Source organism: Streptomyces millisiae (assembly GCF_031845425.1).
GTDB lineage: Bacteria > Actinomycetota > Actinomycetes > Streptomycetales > Streptomycetaceae > Streptomyces > Streptomyces millisiae.
In genome coordinates this window covers 1-22,934 of sequence record NZ_JAVREM010000063.1, presented here as the reverse complement: position 1 = coordinate 22,934, position 22,934 = coordinate 1, and the positions used below count along the sequence as shown (strand labels likewise).

Sequence of the window (22,934 nt, the reverse complement as noted above, 5' to 3'; positions counted from 1 at the left end):
GTCATCCTGCAAATTACAGAACAGTTGGTATCAGTCTGTTGCATCCGCTGCACGCGTGGCAGACTTCTTTGGCGTCGGCGGTGGTTGAAGGGGTGGGCCCAGGTGTTGGGTGGACAGGCGAGCGGGGCGGCGACCGCCCTCCGGCTCGTGCTCGGCAAGCGCCTCCAGGACCTGCGGGAGGCGGCCGGCCTCTCCTTCGAGGAGGCCGCCAGAGCCCTGGACGTCACCCACGCCACCATCCGCCGGATGGAGAAGGCCCAGGTCGGCCTCAAGGTCCCGTACGTCGAGAAGCTGCTGCGGATCTACGGCCTGACCGAGCAGGACGAGGTCGACCGCTTCCTGGTGCTGGTGAGGGAGGCCAACCAGCCGGGCTGGTGGCACCGTTACCGTGACGTTCTGCCCGACTGGTTCAGCGCCTTCGTGAGCCTGGAGTCCGAGGCCGACCAGATCCGCGCCTACGAACCGCACTACGTCCCCGGCCTGTTGCAGACCGAGGAGTACGCCACCGCCGTGCTGCGCGCCGGCATGCCGCACGCGCCCGACACCGAGATCGAGCGTCTCGTCGCGCTGCGACTGACCCGCCAGCAACTGCTCGACCGCGACCGGCCACCACTGCTGTGGATCGTGGTCGACGAGACGGTGTTGCGGCGCCCGATCGGCCCGCCCACCGTGCTGCGCGCCCAGATCGACCGGCTGATCGAGGCGACCGAGCGGCCGCGGGTGCGGCTCCAAGTCATGCCGTTCTCCGCCGGGCTGCACCCCGCGATGTACGGGCCCTTCCACCTGTTCCGCTTCCCGCTGCCCGAGCTGCCCGACGTCGCGTGCGCGGAGAGCCTGGTCGGGGCCCACTACTTCGACCAGCGCGACGACGTCTCGGCCTTCCGGGAGGCGCTGGACCGGATGTGCGCGCAAGCCGCGCCGGTGCACCGCACTGAGGCTGTCCTCAGTGAGATTCGCAAGGAGATCTGAACCATGGATCGCATTTACAACGGCATGCCCGCCGCCCAACTCGGGGCGGACGGTTGGCGGAAGCCATGGAGCGGGGGGAACGGTGGCAGCTGTGTGGAGGCGATGGTGCTCGGAGACGGACGGGTCGCGCTGCGCCAGTCCACCGACCCGGAGGGGCCCGCGTTGATCTGCTCGCGGCACGAGATCGAGCGGTTCATCGAGGGCGTGAAGTCCGGCGAGGCCGACTTCCTGCTGGTGTGATCACCGGCAGGAGATGAGCCGCGGTGTCCGCGCACGGGGGGCACGGGCACCGCGGCTGGGGGACGAGACACAGGGACGAGGACACGGAGCACGGTGTGGACGCAGAGGGATTTTCCGCCGAGCAGATAGACACCAGCCGGCCCCATCCGGCCCGGATGTACGACTACTACCTGGGGGGTCAGGACAACTACGAGGTCGACCGCACCGCCGCGGAGCGGGTCATCGAGCTGCTGCCCGACATCAAACTGGCGGCCAGGGAGAACCGCAGCTTCATGCACCGGGCCACCCAGGTCGTGGTGGGCCGCGGCGTCCGTCAGATCATCGACGTCGGCACCGGCATCCCCACCTCGCCCAACACCCACGAGGTGGCCAGGGCCCTGGCGCCCGACGTCCGGATCGCCTACGTCGACAACGACCCGATCGTCTCCGCCTACGCCGGTGCCAAGCTCACCAACGAGGGCAACGCGGGCTTCGTCCTCGCCGACCTGCGCGACCCCGAGGCGCTGCTGCGCCACCCGGCGGTCGCCGACCTCATCGACTTCGACCAGCCGGTGGCGCTGCTGCTGGTCGCGATCCTGCACTTCATCGAGGACGGCGAGGACCCGGCCGGCATCGTGAAGACGCTGACCGAGGCCCTGCCCCGGGGCAGCTACCTGGTGCTGAGCCACGCCACCCACGACTTCCACGACGCCCGGCAGCTCGCGGCGGTGCGGGACGTCTACAAGAACGCCACCGCCACCCTGACGCTGCGCCCGCGCGACCAGGTGGCCGCCTACTTCGACGGGTTCGAGCTGCTCGAACCCGGCCTGGTACAGCCGCCGTTCTGGGCACCGGAGGCCCCGGTGCCTAACGACCCGGTGCTGCGCGGGCTCGGCTTCTACTGCGGCGTCGGCGTCAAGTCCTAGCTCCTAGCCACCCGCCACCGCCGTGAAGACCAGCGAGAACTCCGCCGGCGCGACGGTCAGGTAGTACTTCGGCAGCGGCCCGGGACCGCAGGACTGGCTGCCGATGCCGTGCTGACCGTGGTCGAGGTTGACCCAGACGGTGTCCTCGGGCACCAGGTCCGTGGTGTGCGCCGCCGCGTCGAGCCGCGCGCTGGTCCAGCGGCGCGCGGTGAACCAGAACGGCGCCGGGTCGGCCGCGATCCGCAGGCCCGCGCCGTCCTCGTCGCGCAGCTCCGCCCAGCGGACGTCGGTGCGGGCGCCGTTCTCCTGGGGGCGGACGTACGGCGTCTGCAGGGCGTCGACCGGCATCCGGTAGCGGCCGAGCACGGCGGCCAGGGTGGTGTCCGGGTACGCCTCGCCGGGGCCGCCGCCGAACCACTCGGCCTGGCCGAGCCCGGCCGGCAGGCCGAGCCGCACGCCGAGGCGGGCCAGCGGGCAGGGCCAGTCGCCCTGCGGGGTGACGGAGACCGTCAGCCGCAGCTCGTCCCCGGCCGCCGTCCAGCGGTAGTCGGTGAGCAGCCCCAGATCGGTGGCGGCGGGGGCGACCCGGGTGCGGACGGTGAGCGCGTCCTCGGTGAGCTCCACCGCGTCGATCCGGTGCCGCGTCCGGTGCAGCCCGAGCTCCCGCCAGATGACCCCGAACCTGGCCTGCGGCTGCCAGGAGGCGCCCAGGTCGTTGTCGGTCGGTGCCCGCCACACGTCGAGGCGCGGCCCCTCGGCCAGGGTGAGCCCACCGATGGCGAGCAGTTCGCCGGTGGCGGGGTCGAAGCGGCCGGCGCCGAGCCGGATGCCGTCCGCCGCCGTGGTCGGGGCCAGCGCGGGGCCGGCGGGCGTGCGGCGCGGCGCCGGCACGGCGGGCACCTGGCCCCAGGCGACCAGGTGGCCGCGGGGCGCCCAGGCGGTGTCGGCGGCGAGCGTGGCGCGGATGGTCCAGACGGCCTCGCCGGCGGGCGCGTCGGCCGGGGCGGCCGGCAGCGGGAGGGTGGCGGACCCGCCGGGCTCCAGCGGTGGCACGTCGAGTTCCCCGCTCGCCACGGCCTCGCCCTCCACCTCGTAGGCCCAGGCGAACCCGAGGTGGTCGACGCCGGCGAAGTCGTGCCCGTTGGCGACGGTGACCGTGCCGGCGGCCGCGTCGCCGGTGATCCCGACCGGCTCGATGACCTTCTTGAACTCGAGCAGACCCGGGGAGGGGGTGCGGTCGGGGAAGAGCAGCCCGTCGCAGACGAAGTTGCCGTCGTGCAGCTCCTCGCCGAAGTCGCCGCCGTAGCCGTAGTACGTGCGCCCGTCCGGGGTGCGCTTGGGCAGGCCGTGGTCGATCCACTCCCAGACGAAGCCGCCCTGGCACCGCTCGTAGGTCGTGAAGAGGCGCTGGTAGTCGGCGAGTCCGCCGGGGCCGTTGCCCATGGCGTGCGCGTACTCGCACAGCAGGAACGGCAGCGAGCGGCGGTGGGCGTCCAACTCCGGGTCGGGCAGCGGCTCCTCCTCGCGGCGGCCGATCCGCTCGACCTCCTCGTGCGAGGCGTACATGCGGGAGAAGAAGTCGCTGTCGGGGAAGTCGTGGTCGTGCTCGTAGTGCAGGGAGCGGGCCGGGTCGCGCTCGCGGATCCAGGCGGCCATGGCGCCGAGGCCGGGGCCCGACCCCGACTCGTTGCCCAGCGACCAGATCACCACCGAGGGGTGGTTCTTGTCCCGCTCCACCATCCGCCGGGCGCGGTCGACCAGGGCCGGGGTGAAGCGCTCGTCGGAGACCGGGTTGCCGCGCCAGCCGAGCTCGACGAAGCCGTGGGTCTCCAGGTCGCACTCGTCGATGACCCAGAGGCCGAGCTCGTCGCAGAGGTCGAGGAAGGCCGGGTGTGGCGGGTAGTGGCTGGTGCGCACGGCGTTGATGTTGTGCCGCTTCATCAGCAGGATGTCCTCGCGCATGGTGGCGAGGTCGACGGCGCGGCCGTGCTCGGGGTGGAACTCGTGCCGGTTCACACCGCGGAACAGCACGCGGCGGCCGTTGGCGCGGAACACGCCGTCCTGGACGCCCACGGTGCGGAAGCCGACGCGCAGCGGGATCCGCTCGCCCTCGGTGGCCAGTTCGCCGGCGTAGAGGCGGGGGGTCTCCGCGGTCCAGGGCTCGACGGCGACGGCGACCTCCTCGCCGGTGGCCACGTCGAGGCCGAGCTCGGGGACGGTGACGCGGCCGGGCTGGTCGCACTCCACCCGCAGGGTGCCGATGCCGGTGGTGTGGTCGTAGCCGGCGTGCACGAAGAAGTCGGTGGGCGAGAGCGCCGGCCGGTGCAGCAGCGTGACCTCGCGGAATATCCCGGGCAGCCACCACATGTCCTGGTCCTCCAGGTAGCTGCCGGCGGACCACTGGTGCACCCGGACGGCCAGCACGTTGCCGCGCGGGCGCAGCAGCGGGCCGACGGCGAACTCGTGCGGCAGCCGGCTGCCCTGGAAGGTGCCGAGCTCCCGGCCGTTGAGCCAGACCCGGGCACAGGACTCCACGCCCTCGAAGCGCAGCACGCTCTCACCGTCGGCCGGCCACTCCTCGGGCAGGTCGAAGACCCGGCGGTGGTCGCCGGTCGGGTTCTCGGTGGGCACCCGCGGCGGGTCCACGGGGAAGGGGTACTTGACGTTGGTGTACGCCGGCGCGCCGTGGCCCTGGAGCACCCAGTGGCCCGGCACGGTCACCTCGTCCCAGCCGGAGGTGTCGGCGTCGTCCGCGACGAAGTCGGTGTCGGCGCCCTCGGCGGTGGCGGAGAGCCGGAAGGCCCAGGAGCCGTCGAGCGAGAGCCGCGCCGCGTCGGAGTCGGCGTACCAGGCGCGGGCGGGCAGGGTGCCGGTGCCGGGGGAGGGGTTCTCGTAGTAGGGCAACCGATCGTCAGCTGGCCGGATGGACATGGGCCTCCTCTGGCGGGGCGGCGGTCGTCGGCGACCAGGCCGCGATGTTGCTATCTGTGCGGGCGTGTTCGATCACGCTAGAACGGGCTCCCGGCTTTCGACAACCCCTGGGGAAAGTCGCTCGTGGTCCGTGGGGTGCGGGGCGCACGGCTCGACTGAGGGGCGCGCCGGAGCGTTCCGTGCATCTGGTCTGCTCATCGCAGGCAACCGCCTTGGCATGAGCACAACTTGGCGAGGGTAAGGCGCTGGTGCACCCACGCTGGTGCACCTCCCACTCCTCGGTACCCCGCAGGGAGCCGCCATGAGACTTCGCCGCTGGGTGACCACGGCCGCCACCGCGGCCCTCGTCATCGGCGTTTCCGCGCTCGCCCCCGCGTCGGCCCAGCAGGGCACGGCGACCGCGTCGACCTCCTATGTCGCCCTCGGCGACTCCTACTCCTCGGGAGCCGGCGCCGGCTCCTACGACAGCGCGTCCGGGGACTGCCGACGGAGCACCGTCGCCTACCCGGTGCTCTGGGCGAACGCCAACTCCCCCGACTCCTTCGACTTCGTCGCCTGTGCCGGGGCCCGCACCACCGACGTCATCGAGGACCAACTCGGCCCGCTCGACGCCGACACCAGCCTGGTGAGCGTCAGCATCGGCGGCAACGACGCGGGCTTCGGCGCCACGATGCAGACCTGCGTGCTCTCCGGCACCAGCGCCTGCCTCGCCGCCGTGGCGGCCGCCGAGGCCTACATGGACACCACCCTGCCGGGACAACTCGACGCCACCTACCGGGCGATCCGCGACCGGGCGCCCAACGCCGAGGTGGTGGTGCTGGGTTACCCGCGCCTCTACCAGCTGAACGGCAGCTGCCTCTTCGGCATCAGCGAGGAGTCGCGCGCCGCCATCAACGGCGCGGCCGACCACCTCGGCGAGGTCACCGCCAAGCGCGCGGCCGACTTCGGCTTCGCCTACGGCGACGTGCGGCCGGCCTTCACGGGCCACGAGATCTGCTCGGGCGCGCCGTGGCTGCACAGCCTCACGCTGCCGGTGGGCGACTCCTACCACCCGACCGCGGACGGCCAGCGCGGCGGCTACTACGCGGTGCTCGAGTCGCTGGCCTGACGGTCAGCCGGCGGTCGTGCCCGGCCCCCCGGCCGGGCCGCGGCCGTCCACCGGCCTGCCGTCCTCCGCGCCCGCGTGGCGAGCGGCGGCCAGCGCGGCGACCGGGTCGCGCTCCGCCGGGCCGGCCGGCCACCAGTGCCCGGCGCGCTTCCGGTACGGCCACCACCGGCCCTCCGGGTCGTGGCGCAGCTGCGCCCCCTCGCCGACGACCGTCCACCGGGCGCCGTCGCCGCGCAGCACGGGACGCGTCTCCTCGTCCGCCCAGGCGGCGGCCAACTGGTCCCGCATCCGGCGGAGTTCCGGCTCGGTGAGCGGCGTTCCGCGCTCGCCGGTCAACGCGGACAGGGCCGCCGCGCCGCCGAACCCCCAGGCGCGGACGGCGATCTCCAGCTCCCGCCGGCCCCGGCCGCAGCCGCGCGCCAGCCGCCCGGCCACCGCCGCCGGCGGCGGCTCGCCGGCCGCCAGCCGCACCGCGTCCTCCCAAGCGCTCAGCGGCGCCGGCGGCGCGGTGCCGGCGTGTCCCGGGGCCAGCGACTCGGCGAGCAGCCGGGCGGCCCGCCGCGCCGCGTCCCGGGCCAGGAACTCCAGCGCCGCCACGTCGAGCCCGTCCCCGGCCGGGGGATCCGTGCGCAGCGAGGGGACCGGCCCGGGCCGCGGCACGGCCGGCGGCGGCTCGGGCAGCGGCGGCAGCGCCGCCGCCCCGGCCCAGACGGTGGCCGCCGGCTCGCCCTCGGGCGCCCGCCGCGTGGCGGCGTGCGGGCCGGGCTCGGCGTGCGCCGCGCTGCGTCGCTGGAGTTCGTCGGTCAGCTCGCGCTCCCCGCGCCCACGCAGCAGCAACAGCAGGAAGGGGTCGGCGTCCAGCAGCCGTGCCACCTGGTAGCAGAGCGCCGCCGTGTGCGCGCAGTGGTCCCACTCGCCGCACTCGCACTCCGGGTCGAGGTCGCCGATGCCCGGCAACAGGTCGACGCCCGCCGCCTGCGCGTCCGCCACCAGCCGCTTCGGTATGTCCCGGTCGAGGAGCGCCGCCAGATGCCCCGCCTCGCCGGCCACCGTGCGCAGCAGCCGGTCCCACTCGGCGTCCGTCAGCCGCCGCAGCAGCACGTCCGAGCGGTACGGCACGCCGTCCTCGGCCCGCACCACCGCCGTCAGCCGCCCGGGACGCACCGAGACCGCGCCGACCGCGCCGCCGCGCGCGGCCCGCCGGCCCTGCCGCAGCCGGGCGGCGTCCAACGCGGTGTCCTCCAGCGCCTTCAGCCAGCTCCTGCCCCACCAGGTGGTGGCGAAGCCCCGGCCGCCGACCGGCGGCAGCGCGGCGAAGACCAACTCCTCGCCGGCGTCGTCGGGAACGTCGTCGGAAGCGTCGTGCGGAGCGCCGTTCATCGTTCGTCCTCCTCGGTCCCGCCGGGGCCGCGCAGGGCCACGAGGTCGGCGAGCTCGGCGTCGCTGAGTTCGGTGAGCGCGCCCTCGCCGGCGCCCAGCACGGCGTCCGCCAGGGCTCGTTTGTGGTGCAGCAGCCGCGCGATCCGGTCCTCGACGGTGCCCTCGGCGATGAGCCGGTGCACCTGCACGGGCCGGTCCTGCCCGATCCGGTAGGCGCGGTCGGTGGCCTGGTCCTCGACGGCCGGGTTCCACCAGCGGTCGTAGTGCACCACGTGCTCGGCCCTGGTCAGGTTGAGCCCGGTGCCGGCCGCCTTGAGCGACAGCAGGAAGACCGGCGCCTCGCCGGCCGAGAAGGCCCGCACCAGCTCCTCGCGGCGCGGCACCGGGGTGCCGCCGTGCAGCAGCAGGCTCGGCACCCCACGGTCCGCCAGGTGACGCTCGATCAACCGCGCCATCCGCACGTACTGGGTGAAGACCAGCACGCTCGCGCCCTCGGCCAGGATCGTGTCGAGCAGCTCGTCGAGCAGCTCCAGCTTCCCCGAGCGGCCGGGCAGCCGCGGGTCTGTCTCCTTGAGGTACTGCGCGGGGTGGTTGCAGATCTGCTTGAGCGAGGTGAGCAGCTTCATCACCAGGCCCCGGCGGGCGAGGCCACCGGTACCGGCGACGGCGGCCAGGCCCTCGCGCACCTCCGCCTCGTACAGGCCGGCCTGCTCCACGGTGAGCGCGACGGCGCGGTCGGTCTCCGTCTTCGGCGGCAGCTCGGGCGCGATGCCCGGGTCGCTCTTGCGCCGCCGCAGCAGGAACGGCCTGATCAGCCGGGCGAGCCGGTCCGCCGCCGCCGGGTCGGTGCCGCTCTCCACGGCGTCGGCGTAGCGGGTGCGGAAGGTGGTGAGGCGGCCGAGGAGTCCGGGGGTCGTCCAGTCGAGGATGGCCCACAGCTCCGTGAGGTTGTTCTCCACCGGGGTGCCGGTCAGCGCCACCCTGGCCCGCGCCGGTATGGTCCGCAGCTCCCGCGCCGTCGCCGAGAACGGGTTCTTGACGTGCTGCGCCTCGTCCGCGACCACCAGGGACCAGTCGGTGGCGTCGGCGAGCCGGGCGGCGTCGAGCCGCATCGTGCCGTAGGTGGTCAGCACGAACTCGCCCGGGGCCAGGTCGTCGAGGTCCCGGGACGGGCCGTGGTGGCGGCGCACCCGGGTGCCCGGCGCGAAGACCTCGATCTCCCGCTGCCAGTTGCCGAGCAGCGAGGCCGGGCAGACCACCAGGGTGGGCCCCGCGGTGGCCGGGGTGAGCTGCCGGTGCAGGTGGAGGGCGATCAGCGTGATCGTCTTGCCGAGGCCCATGTCGTCGGCGAGGCAGCCACCGAGCCCCAGCGAGGTCATCCGGTGCAGCCAGCCCAGGCCGCGCAGCTGGTAGTCGCGCAGGGTGGCGGCGAGCGCCGGGGGCTGGACGACCGGTTCGCGGTCACCGGCCTCCGGATCCGCCAGCCGGTCCCGCAGCGCGGCCAGCGGGCCGACCGCCGCCACCTCGAACCGCTCGCCGTCCTCCTCGGCGCTGCCGGTGAGGACGGCGCCCAGCGCGTCCAGGGCGGTCACCTTGCGGTCCCGGCGCTCCCTGGCGCGGCGCAGCTCGTCGGGGGAGACCATCACCCACTGGTCGCGCAGCCGCACCAACGGACGGCCCGCCTCGGCGAGTTGGTCGAGCTCCGCGCGGCTGAGCTCGGTGTCGCCGAGGGCGAAGCGCCAGTCGAAGGCGAACAGGGCGTCGGGCGAGAGCGCGGAGGGCGCCGCCGACTCGGGCCGCGCCCGGCCGTCGCCGCCGCCGACCACCGCGCGGGCGGTGAGCCGCCGCACCAGGTCGCGCGGCCAGTGCACCTCCACCCCCGCGGCCTGGAGAGCGCGGGCGGTGGCGACGTCGAGCAGCTCGGCAAGGTCCTCGTCGGCGAGGTCGACGGCGTCCGGCACCGCCGCGCCGAGCAGTGGCCGCAGCGGCTCCCAGGCGGCCGCCGCCCGGCGCAGGGTGAGCAGCGCGTCGGTGCGGGCGCGCGGGCCGAAGGCGGCGGTGGCGGGTGAGGCTCCGGCCCACAGCTCGGCCGCGTCGGCGACCACGGTCGGGTCGGCCAGGCTGTGCAGCTGGACCACGGCGCGGAACCCGGGGGCGGCGTCGCGGGCGTGGGCCATCGTCTCGACGCGGAGCGAGACGCGGACGCCCGCGTCGTGGCCGGCGGCGACCGCGGTGGCCCAGGGCCGCTGTCCGGGGAGCCGCTGCGGCGCGTCGGCGGCGAAGGCCGGTCCGCCGGCCGCCAGCGCGGCGGCGGGGGTGCGCGGCAGGGTGTCGGCGACGGCGTCGAGGAAGGCGCGCAGCAGCGGTTCAGGGCGGGGCAGCAGCGGCGTCCCGGGGGCGCCGTCGTCCGGGGCGGGCAGCGGCACGGCGCGGGCCAGCGGGGGCATCGCGGCGGCCAACTCGGCCAGCCGGGTCGCGTCGGCGGCGTCCAGCGGGCCGAGCCGCCAGGCGTCGTGGTCGGTCGGGCTCAGGCCCGGCAACAACCGCCCCCGGGCGGCCAGTTGCAGGGCCAGCACGGCGGCGGCCCCCCAGTAGGCCGCGGTGCCGCCGGCGCCGGCGGCGCGGGCCCTGGTGAGCACGGGCAGCGCGGCGCGCACCGGCAGGACCACGGCCTCGACCGTGCGGGGCCGCACGGCGCCGTCCGGTCCGTGCGGGACGGCCACCGTCACCGGCTCGACCGGCAGCTCGCGGAGAGCGGGGGAGAGGTCGGACGGTACATCGGGGGCGAGGAGCTCGGGGAAGAACGCGATCCGGGACGTCCGGGGCGGGTCGTCTGGCAGGAAGACGGCCGCGTGGCCGGTGAGAGCGGAGATCTGGGCGGGTGACGCCGGGTTCGCGGTCACAGCGCGGGGTCTCCTCAAATTTGACTAGTCATGGTGCGCCGCAGAGGGTACCCCATCCGCGGCCCGAACCCGAAACGCCGCGCGGGGACCGCCGCGCCGGCGGGCAACCCCAGCCCCGACAGGGGGGCTAGGTACACCCCCACCCGGGGGCTGCGGCCATGGTCGGCGCGATGGGCGCTTCCTAGCGTGAGGGGTGTTGTCATCGACTTCCGCGGAGACCCCATGAGCCCATCGCCGGCACCGACCATCCAGCGCTCGACCGACCCGGGAACGGCCGGCCACTCCGAGGCCGAGTTCCCGCCGCTGCTGCGGCAGATCAAGGGGCAGGGACTGCTGGAGCGGCGCCGCGGCTGGTACGCGGCGGGCATGACCGTCAACGCGCTGGCCCTGGCCGCCGTGGCCGCCGGCATGCTGGTCACCGGCGACACCTGGTGGACCCTGCTGCTCGCCGTGCCACTGGCCCTCTTCTCCACCCGCACCGCCTTCTACGGACACGACGCGGGCCACGCTCAGATCGCCCGTACCCGCCGCCGCAACCGGCTGCTCGGGCTCGTCCACGGCAACCTGCTGCTCGGGATGAGCTCGGCGTGGTGGAACGACAAGCACAACCGCCACCACGCCAACCCCAACCACCTGGACAAGGACCCGGACGTCGGCGTCGGCGTCATGGTGTGGGCCGAGCACCAGGCGGAGAAGCGGGTCGGCTTCGGCCGCTGGCTCACCCGCCACCAGGCCAGGCTCTTCTTCCCGCTGCTGCTGCTCGAGGGCATCGCCCTGAAGGTCGCCAGTGTCCGCATGGTGCTCTCCGCCGCGGGCTGGGAGCGGCAGGGCCGGGCCCGCACCGCCGAGGCGCTGCTGCTCGCCGCGCACTTCCTGGGCTATGCCGCGCTGCTGCTGACCGCCATGTCGCCGGGCAAGGCCGTCGTCTTCGCCCTGATCCACCAGGCGCTCTTCGGCCTGCACCTGGGCTCCGTCTTCGCGCCGAACCACAAGGGCATGGAGATGCCGGACCCGGACGAGCGCTGGGGCCACCTGCGCCGGCAGGTGCTCACCTCCCGCAACGTGCGCGGCGGGCCGGTCACCGACTGGCTGATGGGCGGCCTCAACTACCAGATCGAGCACCACCTCTTCCCCAGCATGCCGCGGCCCCACCTGCGCCTGGCCCGACCGCTGGTGCGCCACTACTGCCGGGAGATCGGCGTCTCCTACGCCGAGACCGGCCTGCTCGACTCCTACCGCCAGGCGCTCGGCCACATGCACCGGGTCGGCGCCCCGCTGCGCGCCGCGAAGCGGCGGTAGCGGGAGACGCGGAACCGGCCCGTCGGGGGGCGGGCCGGGCTCGCGCGTTCCGGCCGGGGAGAACCGGGCGGAACGGAGCACACTGGATACACGTTCATCAAGCGGGCGGCCGGCTGGGCCGCCCGATCGAGGAGGTGGCGAGATGTCCCGTGGTGCCAAGGTCGCGGTGGGGGCGGTCGGCGTGGGGCTGCTGCTCTGGATCCTCACGAACTTCTGGATCGCGCTGCTGGTGATGGTGGGCGTCCCGGCGGCCGCCTACCTGCTGCTGGACCCCGCGCAGCGGCGTCGGCTGCGCCGGGCGGGCCGCAAGGAGCTGGGCGGCTGAGCGGGCCCGCCGCCGGCCGGCACCGTCGCCCGCGCACGGTCGGGCGCCCCTACGGAGACCCGGTGGCGGGGCCGACCACGGGAAACGGTACGGTCCCTTCCGGATAGCGGTACGGCATGAATGGTTGCCGACGGCCTCGTACTGGGGAAGGCTGACACAGCAGTCGCCTTACGAGAAGGGGGAGCTGGGGATGGCACTGAGCACCACGCTCGACTGGCTGTTGGACGACCTGGCGCAGCGTCTGCCGCGTGTGCGGCACGTGCTGCTGCTGTCCAGCGACGGACTGGTCACCTCGGTCAGCCGGGGTCTGAAGCGGAGCAGCGCCGAGCATCTGGCCGCGGTCTCCTCCGGCCTGCACAGCCTGGCCAGGGGGGTCGGGGAGCACTTCGGCAGCGGGGGGGTGCGGCAGACGATGATCGAGTTCGACGACGGCGTGCTCTTCGTGACGGCCGCCGGGGACGGCAGCTGCCTGTGCGTGCTGGCCGGCGCCGACGCCGACATCGGGCAGGTGGGGTACGAGATGACCCTGCTGGTGAACAAGGTCGGTGAGCACATGGGCCTGGCGGCCAGGGACTTCTGAGGCGGGCGGCCGGCGCTGCCGAATCGTTCACTCGCTGAGATTCGATCACTACACAGGGTTGCCTTCTCGGGGCTGGGTGCCTACTCTGGTCACGTAGAGTAGTTGTCGCACCGCCAGGAGCCCCGATGGCCACCTTCCCGCTCCCGACCCCCAGGACCCACCAGAACCCGTCCGAGGCCCCCCGAGGGCCGGCCGCGTGGACCGCCGGGCGAGCTCCCGGCCCCCGGCTTGTGAGCGCCTCGGACGGCGCGGCCCTGCTGGACGTGAGCCCCTCCCGCTTCGCCCGGCTGGCCAGGGGCGGCTGTTTCAGCCCCGCGGAGTTCCGCATCAGCCCGCTGCACATCGTCACCTGGTGGTATCCGGCCGCCGAGTTGCGGCTCTTCGCCGCCCGGGAGTCCCGGCTGCTCGGCGGCCCGATCCCGGAGGGGCTGCGCCGCGCGCTGGGCCGGGGCGAGGACTGGCGCCCCCGCCGCTGGCGCACCCGGCGCACCGCCGAGCTGGTCCGCCGCACCACCGAGCCCTGGCGGCGGGCCGCGGTCTTCGCCGCCGTGCTCGAGCCGCCGCTGCTCCTGCGGCGGGTGCCGGAGCCGCGCGAGCGGGCCCTGCTGCGGCGGCTCCGCCCGGCGCTGGCGGACCCGCCGCCGCCCGGCTTCCGCCAGCGGGCCTTCCAGGAGCTGCTGACCGCGGCCGCGCCGGACGAGGCCCGCTGGTACGTCCGCGGGCTGGAGCTCGCGCTGCGGGACGCCAGGGCGCGGCCGCCGGCCGGTCCCCGGCTCAGAGCTGGCCGACCTCCAGGACCTTGATCACCGCCCGGCCCTCGGCGTCCGAGGCCGTCAGGTCCACCTCGGCCGAGATCCCCCAGTCGTGGTCGCCCGCCGGGTCGTGGAAGGTCTGCCGCACCCGCCAGAGGCCGTCCTCCGGACGCTCCTCGATCCGCAGCAGGCGCGGCCCCCTGGCCTCGGGCCCGGTGCCCAGCTCGTCGTACTCCTCCCAGTAGCCGTCCAGCGCGCTGGCCCAGGCGTCGGCGTCCCAGCCCGACTCGGCGTCCAGCTCGCCCAACTCCTCGGTCCGGTCAAGCGCGGCCAGCTCCACCCGGCGGAACATCGCGTTCCGCACCAGCACCCGGAAGGCCCGGGCGTTGGCCGTCACGGGCTTCACCTGGTCCGCCCGCTCCCGCGCCTCCTCGGCGTCCTCGACCTCGGGGTTGGCCAGCTGCTCCCACTCGTCGAGCAGGCTGGAGTCGACCTGGCGGACCATCTCGCCCAGCCAGGCCGCGATGTCCTGGAAGTCCTCGGACTTCAGGTCGTCGGGCACGGTGTGCTCCAGCGCCTTGTAGGCGCCGGCCAGATAGCGCAGCACGATCCCCTCCGTGCGCGCCAGCTCGTAGTGCGACACGAACTCGGAGAACGTCATGGCCCGCTCGTACATGTCCCTGACCACCGACTTCGGGGAGAGCGGATGATCGCTCACCCACGGGTGGCTCTTGCGGTACAGGCCGAACGCGTGGAACAACAGCTCGTCCAGCGGCCGGGGATAGGTGATGTCCGCCAGCCGCTCCATCCGCTCCTCGTACTCCACCCCGTCGGCCTTCATCGCCGCCACGGCCTCGCCCCGCGCCTTGTTCTGCTGGGCCGCCAGGATCTGCCGGGGATCGTCCAACGTCGACTCCACCACCGACACCATGTCCAGCGCGTAGGAGGGCGACTCCGGGTCCAGCAGCTCGAACGCGGCCAACGCGAACGTCGACAGCGGCTGGTTGAGCGCGAAGTCCGCCTGCAGGTCGACCGTCAGCCGCACGATGCGACCCTGCGCGTCCGGCTGCTCGAGACGCTCCACGATGCCGCCGTCGAGCAGCGAGCGGTAGATGGCGATCGCCCGCCTGATGTGCCGCAGCTGCTGGCGGCGCGGCTCGTGGTTGTCCTCCAGCAGCCGCCGCATCGCCTCGAACGCGTTGCCCGGCCGGGCGATGACGGACAGCAGCATCGCGTGCGTGACGCGGAACCGCGAGGTCAGCGGCTCCGGCTCGGCGGCGATCAGCCGCTCGAAGGTGTTCTGACCCCAGTTCACGAACCCCTCGGGCGGCTTCTTGCGCACCACCTTGCGCCGCTTCTTGGGATCGTCACCCGCCTTCGCCAGCGCCTTCTCGTTCTCCACCACGTGCTCCGGCGCCTGGGCCACCACGAAGCCCGCGGTGTCGAAGCCGGCCCGCCCGGCCCGCCCCGCGATCTGGTGGAACTCCCTCGCCCGCAGCACCCGCACCCGGCTGCCGTCGTACTTGGTCAGCGCGGTGAACAGCACGGTGCGGATCGGCACGTTGACCCCGACGCCCAGCGTGTCGGTGCCGCAGATCACCTTCAGCAGGCCCGCCTGGGCCAGCTTCTCCACCAGCCGCCGGTACTTCGGCAGCATCCCCGCGTGGTGCACCCCGATGCCGTGCCGGACGTACCGCGACAGGTTCCGCCCGAACCTGGTGGTGAACCTGAAGTTCCCGATCAGCGCGGCGATCTCGTCCTTCTCCGCCCGGGTGCACATGTTGATGCTCATCAACGCCTGCGCCCGCTCCACCGCCTGGGCCTGCGTGAAGTGCACGATGTAGACCGGGGCCTGGCGCGTCTCGAGCAGCTCGGTCAGGGTCTCCGTGAGGCCCGTCGTCCGGTACTCGTAGCTCAGCGGCACCGGCCGGGTCGCCGAGCGCACCACCGCCGTCGGCCGCCCGGTGCGCCGCGTCAGGTCCTCCTCGAACCGCGACATGTCACCCAGCGTCGCGGACATCAGGACGAACTGCGCCTGCGGCAGTTCGAGCAGCGGGATCTGCCACGCCCAGCCCCGGTCCGGCTCCGCGTAGAAGTGGAACTCGTCCATCACCACCTGGCCGACGTCGGCCTCCGCGCCGTCCCGCAGCGCGATCGAGGCGAGCACCTCGGCGGTGCAGCAGATGACCGGCGCGTCCGCGTTGACCGAGGCGTCCCCGGTCAGCATCCCGACGTTCTCGGTGCCGAAGATCTTGCACAGGTCGAAGAACTTCTCGGAGACCAGGGCCTTGATCGGCGCCGTGTAGAACGTCACCTCGTCCCTGGCCAGCGCCGCGAAGTGTGCCCCGGCCGCCACCAGCGACTTGCCCGAGCCCGTCGGCGTGGACAGGACGACGTTCGCGCCGGACACGACCTCGATCAGCGCCTCCTCCTGCGCCGGGTACAGGGTGATCCCCCGTTCACGGGTCCACGACGAGAACGCGTCGAAGAGGGCATCGGGATCGCTGTCCGCCGGCATCTGATCGATAAGGGTCACCGTCCCATACTGCCCGCACCCGACCCCCGAAGGGGAACCGGCCGCTCCCGGGAAGATCACGAGGCACTACGCTGTCCCGCCGAGAGCAGTGATCGATCGGCGCGATACCCCGACAACCACGGTGCCACACCGCTACGTTGGGCCGGGGGCAAGTGAAGAAGGGGCGGGGACGGCCATGATGGGACCGGCACACTCACTGTCGGGGGCGATGGCCTGGCTGGGCATCGGAGCCGCCTGCGCGGCGGCCGACAACCCCATGCCCTGGCCGGTGCTCGTGGTGGGCACCCTGATCTGCGCCGGCGCCGCGCTCGCCCCCGACCTCGACACGAAGTCGGCCACCATATCCCGGGCCTTCGGGCCGATCTCCAAGGCCCTGGCCGGCGTCATCGACAAGCTCTCCGAGTCCGTCTACAACGCCACCCGGGGCAAGGGCGAGCGGCGCCGCACCGGCGGCCACCGCACGCTCACCCACACCTGGATATGGGCCGTGCTGGTCGGCACCGGATTCTCCCTGGCCGCCATCGCCTGGGGGCGCTGGGCCGTCCTCGTCACCCTCTTCGTCCACCTGGTGCTCGCCGTGGAGGGCCTGCTGTGGCGCATGGCCCGGGTCTCCAGCGACGTCCTGGTCTGGCTCCTCGGCGCCACCAGCGCCTGGATACTCGCCGGCGTCCTCGACGAGCCCGGCAACGGCGCCAACTGGCTGTTCAACGACGAGCCCTACATGTGGCTGGGCGTCCCCATCGTGGTCGGCTCCATCGTCCACACCCTCGGCGACGCCGTGACCGTCTCGGGCTGCCCGATGCTCTGGCCGCTGCCCATCGCCGGCAGGCGCTGGTACCCCCTGGGCACCCCCTCGTTCATGCGGTTCCGGGCCGGCGCCTGGGTGGAGAGCAAGGTGCTGATGCCCGTCTTCATGGTGCTGGGGGCCGCCGGCGGCGTGGGAGCCGTCGTACTGGCGGCCTGACCCGTCGGCCCCGCCGGGCGGCGGTCCCACCCGCCGCCCGGCCCCCGCGTCTCAGCCGTGCCAGGAGCGCCACAGCGCCGCGTAGGCACCGCCGGCGGCCACCAGTTCGTCGTGGCTGCCCAGCTCGCTGATCCGGCCGTCCTCCACCACCGCGATCACGTCCGCGTCGTGCGCCGTGTGCAGCCGGTGGGCGATCGCGATCACCGTCCGCCCCTCCAACACCCGGGCCAGCGAGCGCTCCAGGTGCCGGGCCGCCCGGGGATCGAGCAGCGAGGTCGCCTCGTCCAGCACCAGGGTGTGCGGGTCCGCCAGCACCAGCCTCGCCAGCGCTATCTGCTGCGCCTGCGCCGGAGTGACCGACAACCCGCCGGACCCGACCTGGGAGTCGAGCCCCTCGGGCAGCGCCCGCGCCCACTCCGCCGCGTCCACCGCGCCCAGCGCGGCCCACAGCTCGGCGTCCGTGGCGTCCGTCCTGGCCAGCAGCAGGTTGTCCCGCAGCGGCCCCACGAACACGTGGTGCTCCTGGTTCACCAGGGCCACCTGCTCGCGCACCCGCTCCGCCGTCATCCCCGCCAGCCGGGCCCCGCCCAGCGTCACCTCGCCGGCCCGCGGCGCGTAGATCCCGGCCAGCAGCCGGCCGAGCGTCGACTTGCCCGCGCCCGACGGGCCCACCAGCGCCATCCGGGTGCCGGGCGGCACCCCGAGCGACACCCCGTGCAGCACGTCGGAGCCGGCCAGGTAGCCGAACCGCACCCGCTCCGCCGCCAGCTCCCGACCCTCCGGCACGATCGACGCGTCGCCCCCGCCGTCCTCGACCTCCCGGACCCCGACCAGCCGGGCCAGCGACACCTGCGCCACCTGGAGCTCGTCCAGCCAGCGCAGGATCATCCCCACCGGCTCGATCAGCATCTGCGCCAGCAGCGCCCCGGTGGTCAGCTGACCCACCGTCATCCAGCCCTGGAGCGTGAACCACCCACCGATCAGCAGCACCCCGGCCAGGATCATCGCGTGGTAGACGTTGATCGTCGGGATCAGCACCGAGCGCAGCCACAGCGTGTACCGCTCCCACGCGGTCCACTCCCTGACCCGCCGGTCGGAGAGCGCGATCCGCTCCCGCTCCAGCCGGTGCGCCTCGATCGTCCGCCCCGCGTCCACCGTCTCGGCCAGCGCCGCCGCCACCGCCGCGTAGCCCGCCGCCTCCGAGCGGTAGCCCGCGGGCGCCCGGCGGAAGTACCAGACGCAGACCGCCACCAGCAGCGGTACCGCCAGCACGACGCTCAGCCCGAGCGGCGGCGCCGTGAACACGATGGCCGCCAACACCAGCGCCGCCCAGACCACGGCGATCGCCATCTGCGGCACCGCCTCGCGCATCGCCTTGGCCAGCCGGTCGACGTCCGTGTTGATCCTGGCCAGCAGATCGCCGGTGCCGGCCCGCTCGAGCACCCCGGGCGGCAGCCCCACCGAGCGCACCAGGAAGTCCTCCCGCAGGTCCGCCAGCATCCGCTCGCCCAGTATCGCGCCGCGCAGCCGCACCATGCGGACGAAGAACGCCTGCACCACCAGCGCAGCGGCGAACATCGCGATGATCTGCCCGAGCCGCGGCTCGCGCCCGCCGTCCGCCAGGTCCTGGATCAGACCGCCCAGCAGGTAGGGCCCGACCAGGGAGGCGAGCACCGCGACCGAGTTCACCGCCACGAGCCCGAGGAAGGCCCGCCGGTGCCGCCGGGACAGCTCACGGACGTAGGCGCGGACGGTCGTCCGCCCGGCCACCGGCAGCGTCGTCACGTGCTCGGTGGAGGCGGGATCGTACTCGGGCGGCTTGACGCCGATCATGCGTTCTCCTCGGCAAGGTCGGAAAGGGGGTCGGCGTCCATCGACCGCGCCGGGTCGGCGAGGGCCTCGGACCCGAGGCCCTCCGGCTCCCGGGTCACCACCGCCCGGTACTCGGGCGTGCTGGTCAGCAGTTCGCGGTGGGGCCCCGCCACCGACACCTTCCCGTTGTGCACGAAGACCACCTCGTCCGCGCGGTCGAGCAGCAGCGGGCTCGAGGTGAACACCACGGTGGTGCGGTCCGCGCGCAGCGTGCCCAGGCCCTCGGCGATCCTCGCCTCGGTGTGCGCGTCCACCGCCGAGGTCGGCTCGTCGAGCACCAGCACCTCGGGATCGGTGATCAGCGACCTGGCCAGCGCCAGACGCTGCCGCTGCCCACCGGACAGCGACCGGCCCCGCTCCGTGATCCGGGCCCGCATCGGGTCACCGTCGCCGTCGGCGGACGTCTGGCCGAGCGCCGTCAGCACGTCCTGGCACTGCGCCGCGCCCAGCGCCGCCTCGGCCGACACCCGGCCGGACGCCGGCACGGTCAGCAGCTCGTCCAGCGTGCCGGACAACAGCACCGGGTCCTTGTCCTGCACCAGCACCGCCTCGCGGGCCGCCGCCAACGGGACCTCGTCGAGCGGGGTGCCGCCGAGCTGGGCGGAGGGCTCGCCCTCCGCCCTGGCCGGGTGCCCGCCCAGCCGGGCCGCGAGCCGCTCCGCGAAGTCCGGATCGCCGCACACCACGGCGGTCAGCCGGCCCCGCGCGGCGAACAGGCCGGTGGCCGGGTCCCACAGGTCGCCGGTGAGCGGCCCGTCCGAGGACGCCGCCCCGTCCGCCCGCTCCCGCCGCAGGCCGAGTACCCGCACCGCCCGTTTGGCCGAGGGCCGGGAGAAGGTGAACGCCATCGCGGCCTCCTGGAACAGCCGCAGCGGGAACAGCAGAAAGCTGACGGCCGCGTAGACCGTGACGAGCTCGCCGGCGCCGAGCCGACCCTCGCGGGCCAGACCGACCCCCTGCCAGACCACCGCGATCATCAGCAGCCCCGGCATCACCACCTGGACGGCGTCGATCAGCGACCACATCCTGGCGTTGCGCACGGAGGCCTGGCGCACCTCCTGGGAGGCCCTGCGGTACCGGTCGAGGAACAGCTCCTCGCCGCCGATGCCGCGCAGCACCCGCAGCCCGGCCACGGTGTCCGAGGCGAGCTCCGTCGCCCACCCCGACCTGCTGCGCTCCTGGTCGGCCCGGCGGGTCGCGGCCGGCAGCAGCGGCCAGACACTCAGGCACACCGCCGCGATCCCGGCCAGCACCAGCAGCCCGATCCGCGGTTCGTAGACGACGAGCCCGACGCACACGCCCAGCGTCACCACGACGGCCGCGGCGAACCGGGAGAAGGACTCGACGAACCAGCCGATCCGCTCCACGTCCCCGGTGGAGACCTTGACCACCTCGCCGGCGGCCACCCGGCGGGTCAGCACACCGCCCAGTTCCGCGGTGCGACGGGCGAGCAACTGCTGCACCCGGGCGGCCGCGGTGATCCAGTTGGTCACCGCGGTGCGGTGCAGCATGGTGTCGGCGCTGGCCATCACGAGGGTGATGGCCAGCATCACGAGGCCCGCGGTGACCAGGCGGCGGCCCGACTCGTCCACCACGGCGTCCACTGCCATGCCCATGAAGATCGGCAGCATCGCGATCGAGGCCATGTGCAGGACACCCCAGCCCATGGCCCTGGCCTGACCGCCGAGTTGGCGCCGGAACAGCCAGACCAGGAAGCGGAAGCCGGACCCTACGTCCGGGTCGCCGGGGTCGGAATGCGGAAGGTCGCGAATCTGCATGACATCCCAGAGTCGGTGCGGTGGAACTGGGCAACCTGGCAAGGGTCCTGAAGCCGCCGGGCGGAACGCAACGGGTTTTCCCGGTGCCCGAGCGGATCGCGTCAGTGGCCGAGAACGGCGGCTGACGTGCGGTTCGAGGGGCGGGAGGCGGGGGAGTGGGGGCGTCCCTTCGACCGTCGCACGGACGTACGGGATCGGCCGCGCGGCGCGCCGAGCGCACGCCGGGCTCACCGGAAACCCCGGTGCGACGCGCGGCGTCCGCCCGGTAGAAAACCGTGCCTGCGCCCCGGCCGCGACGAGGTCCCGCACTTCTCGGAAGACCCGACCATCACCCTCTACAGACCCCGGACGGCGGCCCCGGTGGGGGCGAGCGGGTGCACGCCGTCGAGTACGGTGGCTGACCCGGATGACGACGGCCGAGCGGTACGCCTACCGGCTGCCCGCGGCACCCTTCCGACCGATCGGCGAACCGACGCCCTACGCCATGGTGGCGACAGAAAACGTTGAACCACCGGGGCCGCCGGAACCGGTGGGCGACCTGTTCGCCCTGCACCGGAACGCCGGGATCGAGCTACGCGTACGTGACACCCTGTGGGGCTTCTGGGGCGCGGTCGTCGGCGGCACCCTCGGCTTCAGCGCCATCAGGCCGCGGAACGCCAGGCCGCGCCCGGCGGAGTAGCGGGGAGCCGCTCGGAGGCGGCGTGACCCCGGCGTTCGGAGGGCCGTGGGTTCAGCGGTCGAAGGCGGAGGGGCCGTCGGGCGCCGCCCGGCGGCCCCTCCGCCCCCCGCTCGTTCACCGCTTGCGGGCAGCGGAGCCGCGACGGCGGCTGCGCGCTGGTCCTCGATTGAAAAAAGGAACGCGCCAAGTGTTGACGCGACCGACGACTCCTTCCACTATGAGGAACATCACCGCCAGGTGGGAGCGCTCCCATCCACCGCTCGACGTATGGGCGCCGACTCGCCCGGCGGGGTTTCTCGTACCGATGACCAAGGATCGAGAAGGGCCGCACACATGCCACCCCCCAAGGGCATTCCGGCCGTGCCTCGCCCCTCCTGGCTCGGCGGTCCGCCGCCGCCCGCCGGGGAGCCACCCGCTGGGCACGGGACAGAGACGGCCGCGGAGTCCTCCCCGCGGTCGCAAGCCGAGCACGGCGAGGACCGCCGTCCGCTCCTCAGGAGCTGGATTCGAGAAGTCAACAGGCTGAGCGCCTTCAACCGGCGGAGCCGGGGAGTGGATCTGTGAGCGGGCGGCGGCGCCAGCCGTGGCGCCGCCGCCCACCCGCCGATCGCGAACCCCCGCTTCCCGCCGTGGTGTCAGCCGCTCCGGGCCCCCTGCGGGAGGGGGTGTCCGGTGGGCAGCGGGTGCCGCCCGCCTCCAGGCTGCAGGGACGAGCAGCCCAGGGGCGGACTCCGTCCCGGGTGACGTCGCCGACGGGAACCGGCGTCACCCGGGACGGATGCGGCGCATGAGGTGGTGAACCGTTCACCTCTCGTAGGAAAACAGGTACGGCGCAGCCATTGACGAGTCCATGGCGACGTCGGACCATATGGGCTGCCGCCGCCGGGTGGGAGCGCTCCCAAGTCGACCGTCGAGCACCCGCAGGGGTGTGAGGCGGTCACCACCCGGCGGCGGTTCTCGTACCCCGACGACCAGGCCGAGCAGGGCCGCGGCCAGGTCGCCCCGGCCGGCGCGCACTGAGGCGATCGGGGCGGCGTGCGGCCCCCCACATGAGGAGCAGACGAGATGGCCGTTCAGCAGTCCCATCGCACGGGAGCCTCGAAGCGCGCGGTCCGGCGGCCGGAGACCGGTCCCCCGTTGTCCACCGCGGCCGCCAGGGCGCTGGCCGTGCTGCGCGTCGCCACCGGCGCGATCTTCCTGTGGGCCTTTCTCGACAAGGCGTTCGGCTGGGGTTACGCCACCTCGGCCGAGAACTCCTGGACCAGCGGCGGCTCGCCGGCCGGCGGCTATCTCGCCGGTGTCTCGGCCGGGCCCCTCGAGACCACCTTCCACGCCTGGGCCGGCGACGTCTGGGTGGACTGGCTCTACATGGCGGGCCTGTTCGGCCTCGGCGCCTCGCTGGTGGCCGGCGTCGGCCTGCGGGTCACCGCCGTGGCCGGCTCGTTGATGATGCTCTTCCTCTGGCTCAGCCAGTTCCCGCCGGCCCGTCACCTCTCCGACGGCTCGCCCAGCATGTCGCCGAACCCCCTGGTGGACCAGCACGTCGTCTACGCCGTCGTCATGGTGGTCCTCGCCGCCTGCTCGGCCGGGCGGGTCTGGGGCCTGGGCGGCGCCTGGGCCCGGCTGCCGATCGTCGACCGCCACCGCTGGCTCCAGTAGCCGGCGGTCCCACCGAGCCGCGGGGGGGGGGGGGGGGGGGGGGGGGGAGCCCCC

The 22,934-nt window shown here is 74.0% G+C and carries 17 protein-coding genes; 11 read left to right on the top strand and 6 right to left on the bottom strand.

Features of this window, described 5'->3' with window-relative positions:
- The first annotated feature begins 102 nt into the window (after positions 1–102).
- The 3 genes from RNC47_RS29365 (at position 103) to RNC47_RS29355 (ending at position 2,114) form a co-directional block, all read left to right on the top strand.
- On the top strand, positions 103–969 hold the full coding sequence (locus tag RNC47_RS29365) for a helix-turn-helix domain-containing protein (protein ID WP_311603041.1): 867 nt from the start codon (positions 103–105) through the stop codon (positions 967–969).
- A gap of 3 nt (positions 970–972) precedes the next feature.
- Positions 973–1,209, top strand: coding sequence for a DUF397 domain-containing protein (locus RNC47_RS29360; protein ID WP_132931143.1), 237 nt, complete (start codon positions 973–975; stop codon positions 1,207–1,209).
- Positions 1,210–1,304: 95 nt separating this feature from the next.
- Positions 1,305–2,114, top strand: a complete 810-nt coding sequence (locus tag RNC47_RS29355) for an SAM-dependent methyltransferase (RefSeq protein WP_311603040.1) — start codon at positions 1,305–1,307, stop codon at positions 2,112–2,114.
- A gap of 3 nt (positions 2,115–2,117) precedes the next feature.
- Here the strand turns inward: RNC47_RS29355 and RNC47_RS29350 are convergent, their stop codons facing one another.
- Entirely contained in the window at positions 2,118–5,045 is a 2,928-nt protein-coding gene (locus RNC47_RS29350) for a glycoside hydrolase family 2 TIM barrel-domain containing protein (protein WP_311603039.1), read from the bottom strand.
- Between the two features lie 301 nt (positions 5,046–5,346).
- On the opposite strand from RNC47_RS29350, the gene RNC47_RS29345 reads away from it, so the two are divergent.
- Entirely contained in the window at positions 5,347–6,153 is an 807-nt protein-coding gene (locus RNC47_RS29345; RefSeq protein ID WP_311603038.1) for an SGNH/GDSL hydrolase family protein, read from the top strand.
- A gap of 3 nt (positions 6,154–6,156) precedes the next feature.
- On the opposite strand, the gene RNC47_RS29340 is transcribed toward RNC47_RS29345, so the two are convergent.
- Complete coding sequence (locus RNC47_RS29340; RefSeq protein WP_311603037.1) at positions 6,157–7,533, bottom strand: SWIM zinc finger family protein; 1,377 nt, start codon at positions 7,531–7,533, stop codon at positions 6,157–6,159.
- Entirely contained in the window at positions 7,530–10,436 is a 2,907-nt protein-coding gene (locus RNC47_RS29335; protein ID WP_311603035.1) for a DEAD/DEAH box helicase, read from the bottom strand. The genes RNC47_RS29340 and RNC47_RS29335 overlap by 4 nt, the downstream gene beginning before the upstream one ends.
- Before the next feature lie 222 nt (positions 10,437–10,658).
- Here RNC47_RS29335 and RNC47_RS29330 point away from each other — a divergent pair, with 222 nt between their 5' ends.
- The 4 genes from RNC47_RS29330 to RNC47_RS29315 all read left to right on the top strand — a co-directional run bounded on the left by RNC47_RS29330 (position 10,659) and on the right by RNC47_RS29315 (position 13,443).
- Positions 10,659–11,735 (top strand): fatty acid desaturase family protein, encoded by a 1,077-nt coding sequence (locus RNC47_RS29330; RefSeq protein ID WP_311603034.1) that lies wholly within the window; start codon positions 10,659–10,661, stop codon positions 11,733–11,735.
- A 142-nt stretch (positions 11,736–11,877) separates the two neighbouring features.
- Complete coding sequence (locus RNC47_RS29325; protein WP_311603033.1) at positions 11,878–12,060, top strand: hypothetical protein; 183 nt, start codon at positions 11,878–11,880, stop codon at positions 12,058–12,060.
- 190 nt (positions 12,061–12,250) lie between these two features.
- Positions 12,251–12,640: a roadblock/LC7 domain-containing protein gene (locus RNC47_RS29320; RefSeq protein ID WP_132931093.1), complete on the top strand. Its 390-nt coding sequence runs from the start codon at positions 12,251–12,253 to the stop codon at positions 12,638–12,640.
- Positions 12,641–12,765: 125 nt separating this feature from the next.
- On the top strand, positions 12,766–13,443 hold the full coding sequence (locus tag RNC47_RS29315) for a DUF6397 family protein (protein ID WP_311603030.1): 678 nt from the start codon (positions 12,766–12,768) through the stop codon (positions 13,441–13,443).
- Here RNC47_RS29315 and RNC47_RS29310 read toward each other — a convergent pair.
- Positions 13,415–15,928: a DEAD/DEAH box helicase gene (locus RNC47_RS29310; protein ID WP_311603028.1), complete on the bottom strand. Its 2,514-nt coding sequence runs from the start codon at positions 15,926–15,928 to the stop codon at positions 13,415–13,417. The genes RNC47_RS29315 and RNC47_RS29310 overlap by 29 nt on opposite strands.
- A 175-nt stretch (positions 15,929–16,103) precedes the next feature.
- Between RNC47_RS29310 and RNC47_RS29305 the strand changes: the two genes are divergently transcribed.
- Positions 16,104–16,892, top strand: coding sequence for a metal-dependent hydrolase (locus RNC47_RS29305; RefSeq protein ID WP_311603026.1), 789 nt, complete (start codon positions 16,104–16,106; stop codon positions 16,890–16,892).
- A 51-nt stretch (positions 16,893–16,943) separates the two neighbouring features.
- Here RNC47_RS29305 and RNC47_RS29300 read toward each other — a convergent pair whose 3' ends face one another.
- Positions 16,944–18,725 carry an ABC transporter ATP-binding protein gene (locus tag RNC47_RS29300; protein ID WP_311603024.1) on the bottom strand — a complete coding sequence of 594 codons (1,782 nt, stop codon included), beginning with the start codon at positions 18,723–18,725 and terminating at the stop codon, positions 16,944–16,946.
- Entirely contained in the window at positions 18,722–20,542 is a 1,821-nt protein-coding gene (locus RNC47_RS29295) for an ABC transporter ATP-binding protein (RefSeq protein ID WP_311603022.1), read from the bottom strand. Before RNC47_RS29295 ends, RNC47_RS29300 begins: the two co-directional genes overlap by 4 nt.
- 406 nt (positions 20,543–20,948) lie before the next feature.
- Here RNC47_RS29295 and RNC47_RS29290 point away from each other — a divergent pair, with 406 nt between their 5' ends.
- Both RNC47_RS29290 and RNC47_RS29285 read left to right on the top strand, forming a co-directional pair.
- Positions 20,949–21,221: a DUF6886 family protein gene (locus tag RNC47_RS29290; RefSeq protein ID WP_311603020.1), complete on the top strand. Its 273-nt coding sequence runs from the start codon at positions 20,949–20,951 to the stop codon at positions 21,219–21,221.
- A gap of 1,065 nt (positions 21,222–22,286) precedes the next feature.
- The gene (locus RNC47_RS29285) at positions 22,287–22,880 is read left to right on the top strand and encodes a hypothetical protein (RefSeq protein ID WP_311603018.1); all 594 of its coding nucleotides are present in this window, start codon (positions 22,287–22,289) and stop codon (positions 22,878–22,880) included.
- Positions 22,881–22,934: the final 54 nt, after the last annotated feature.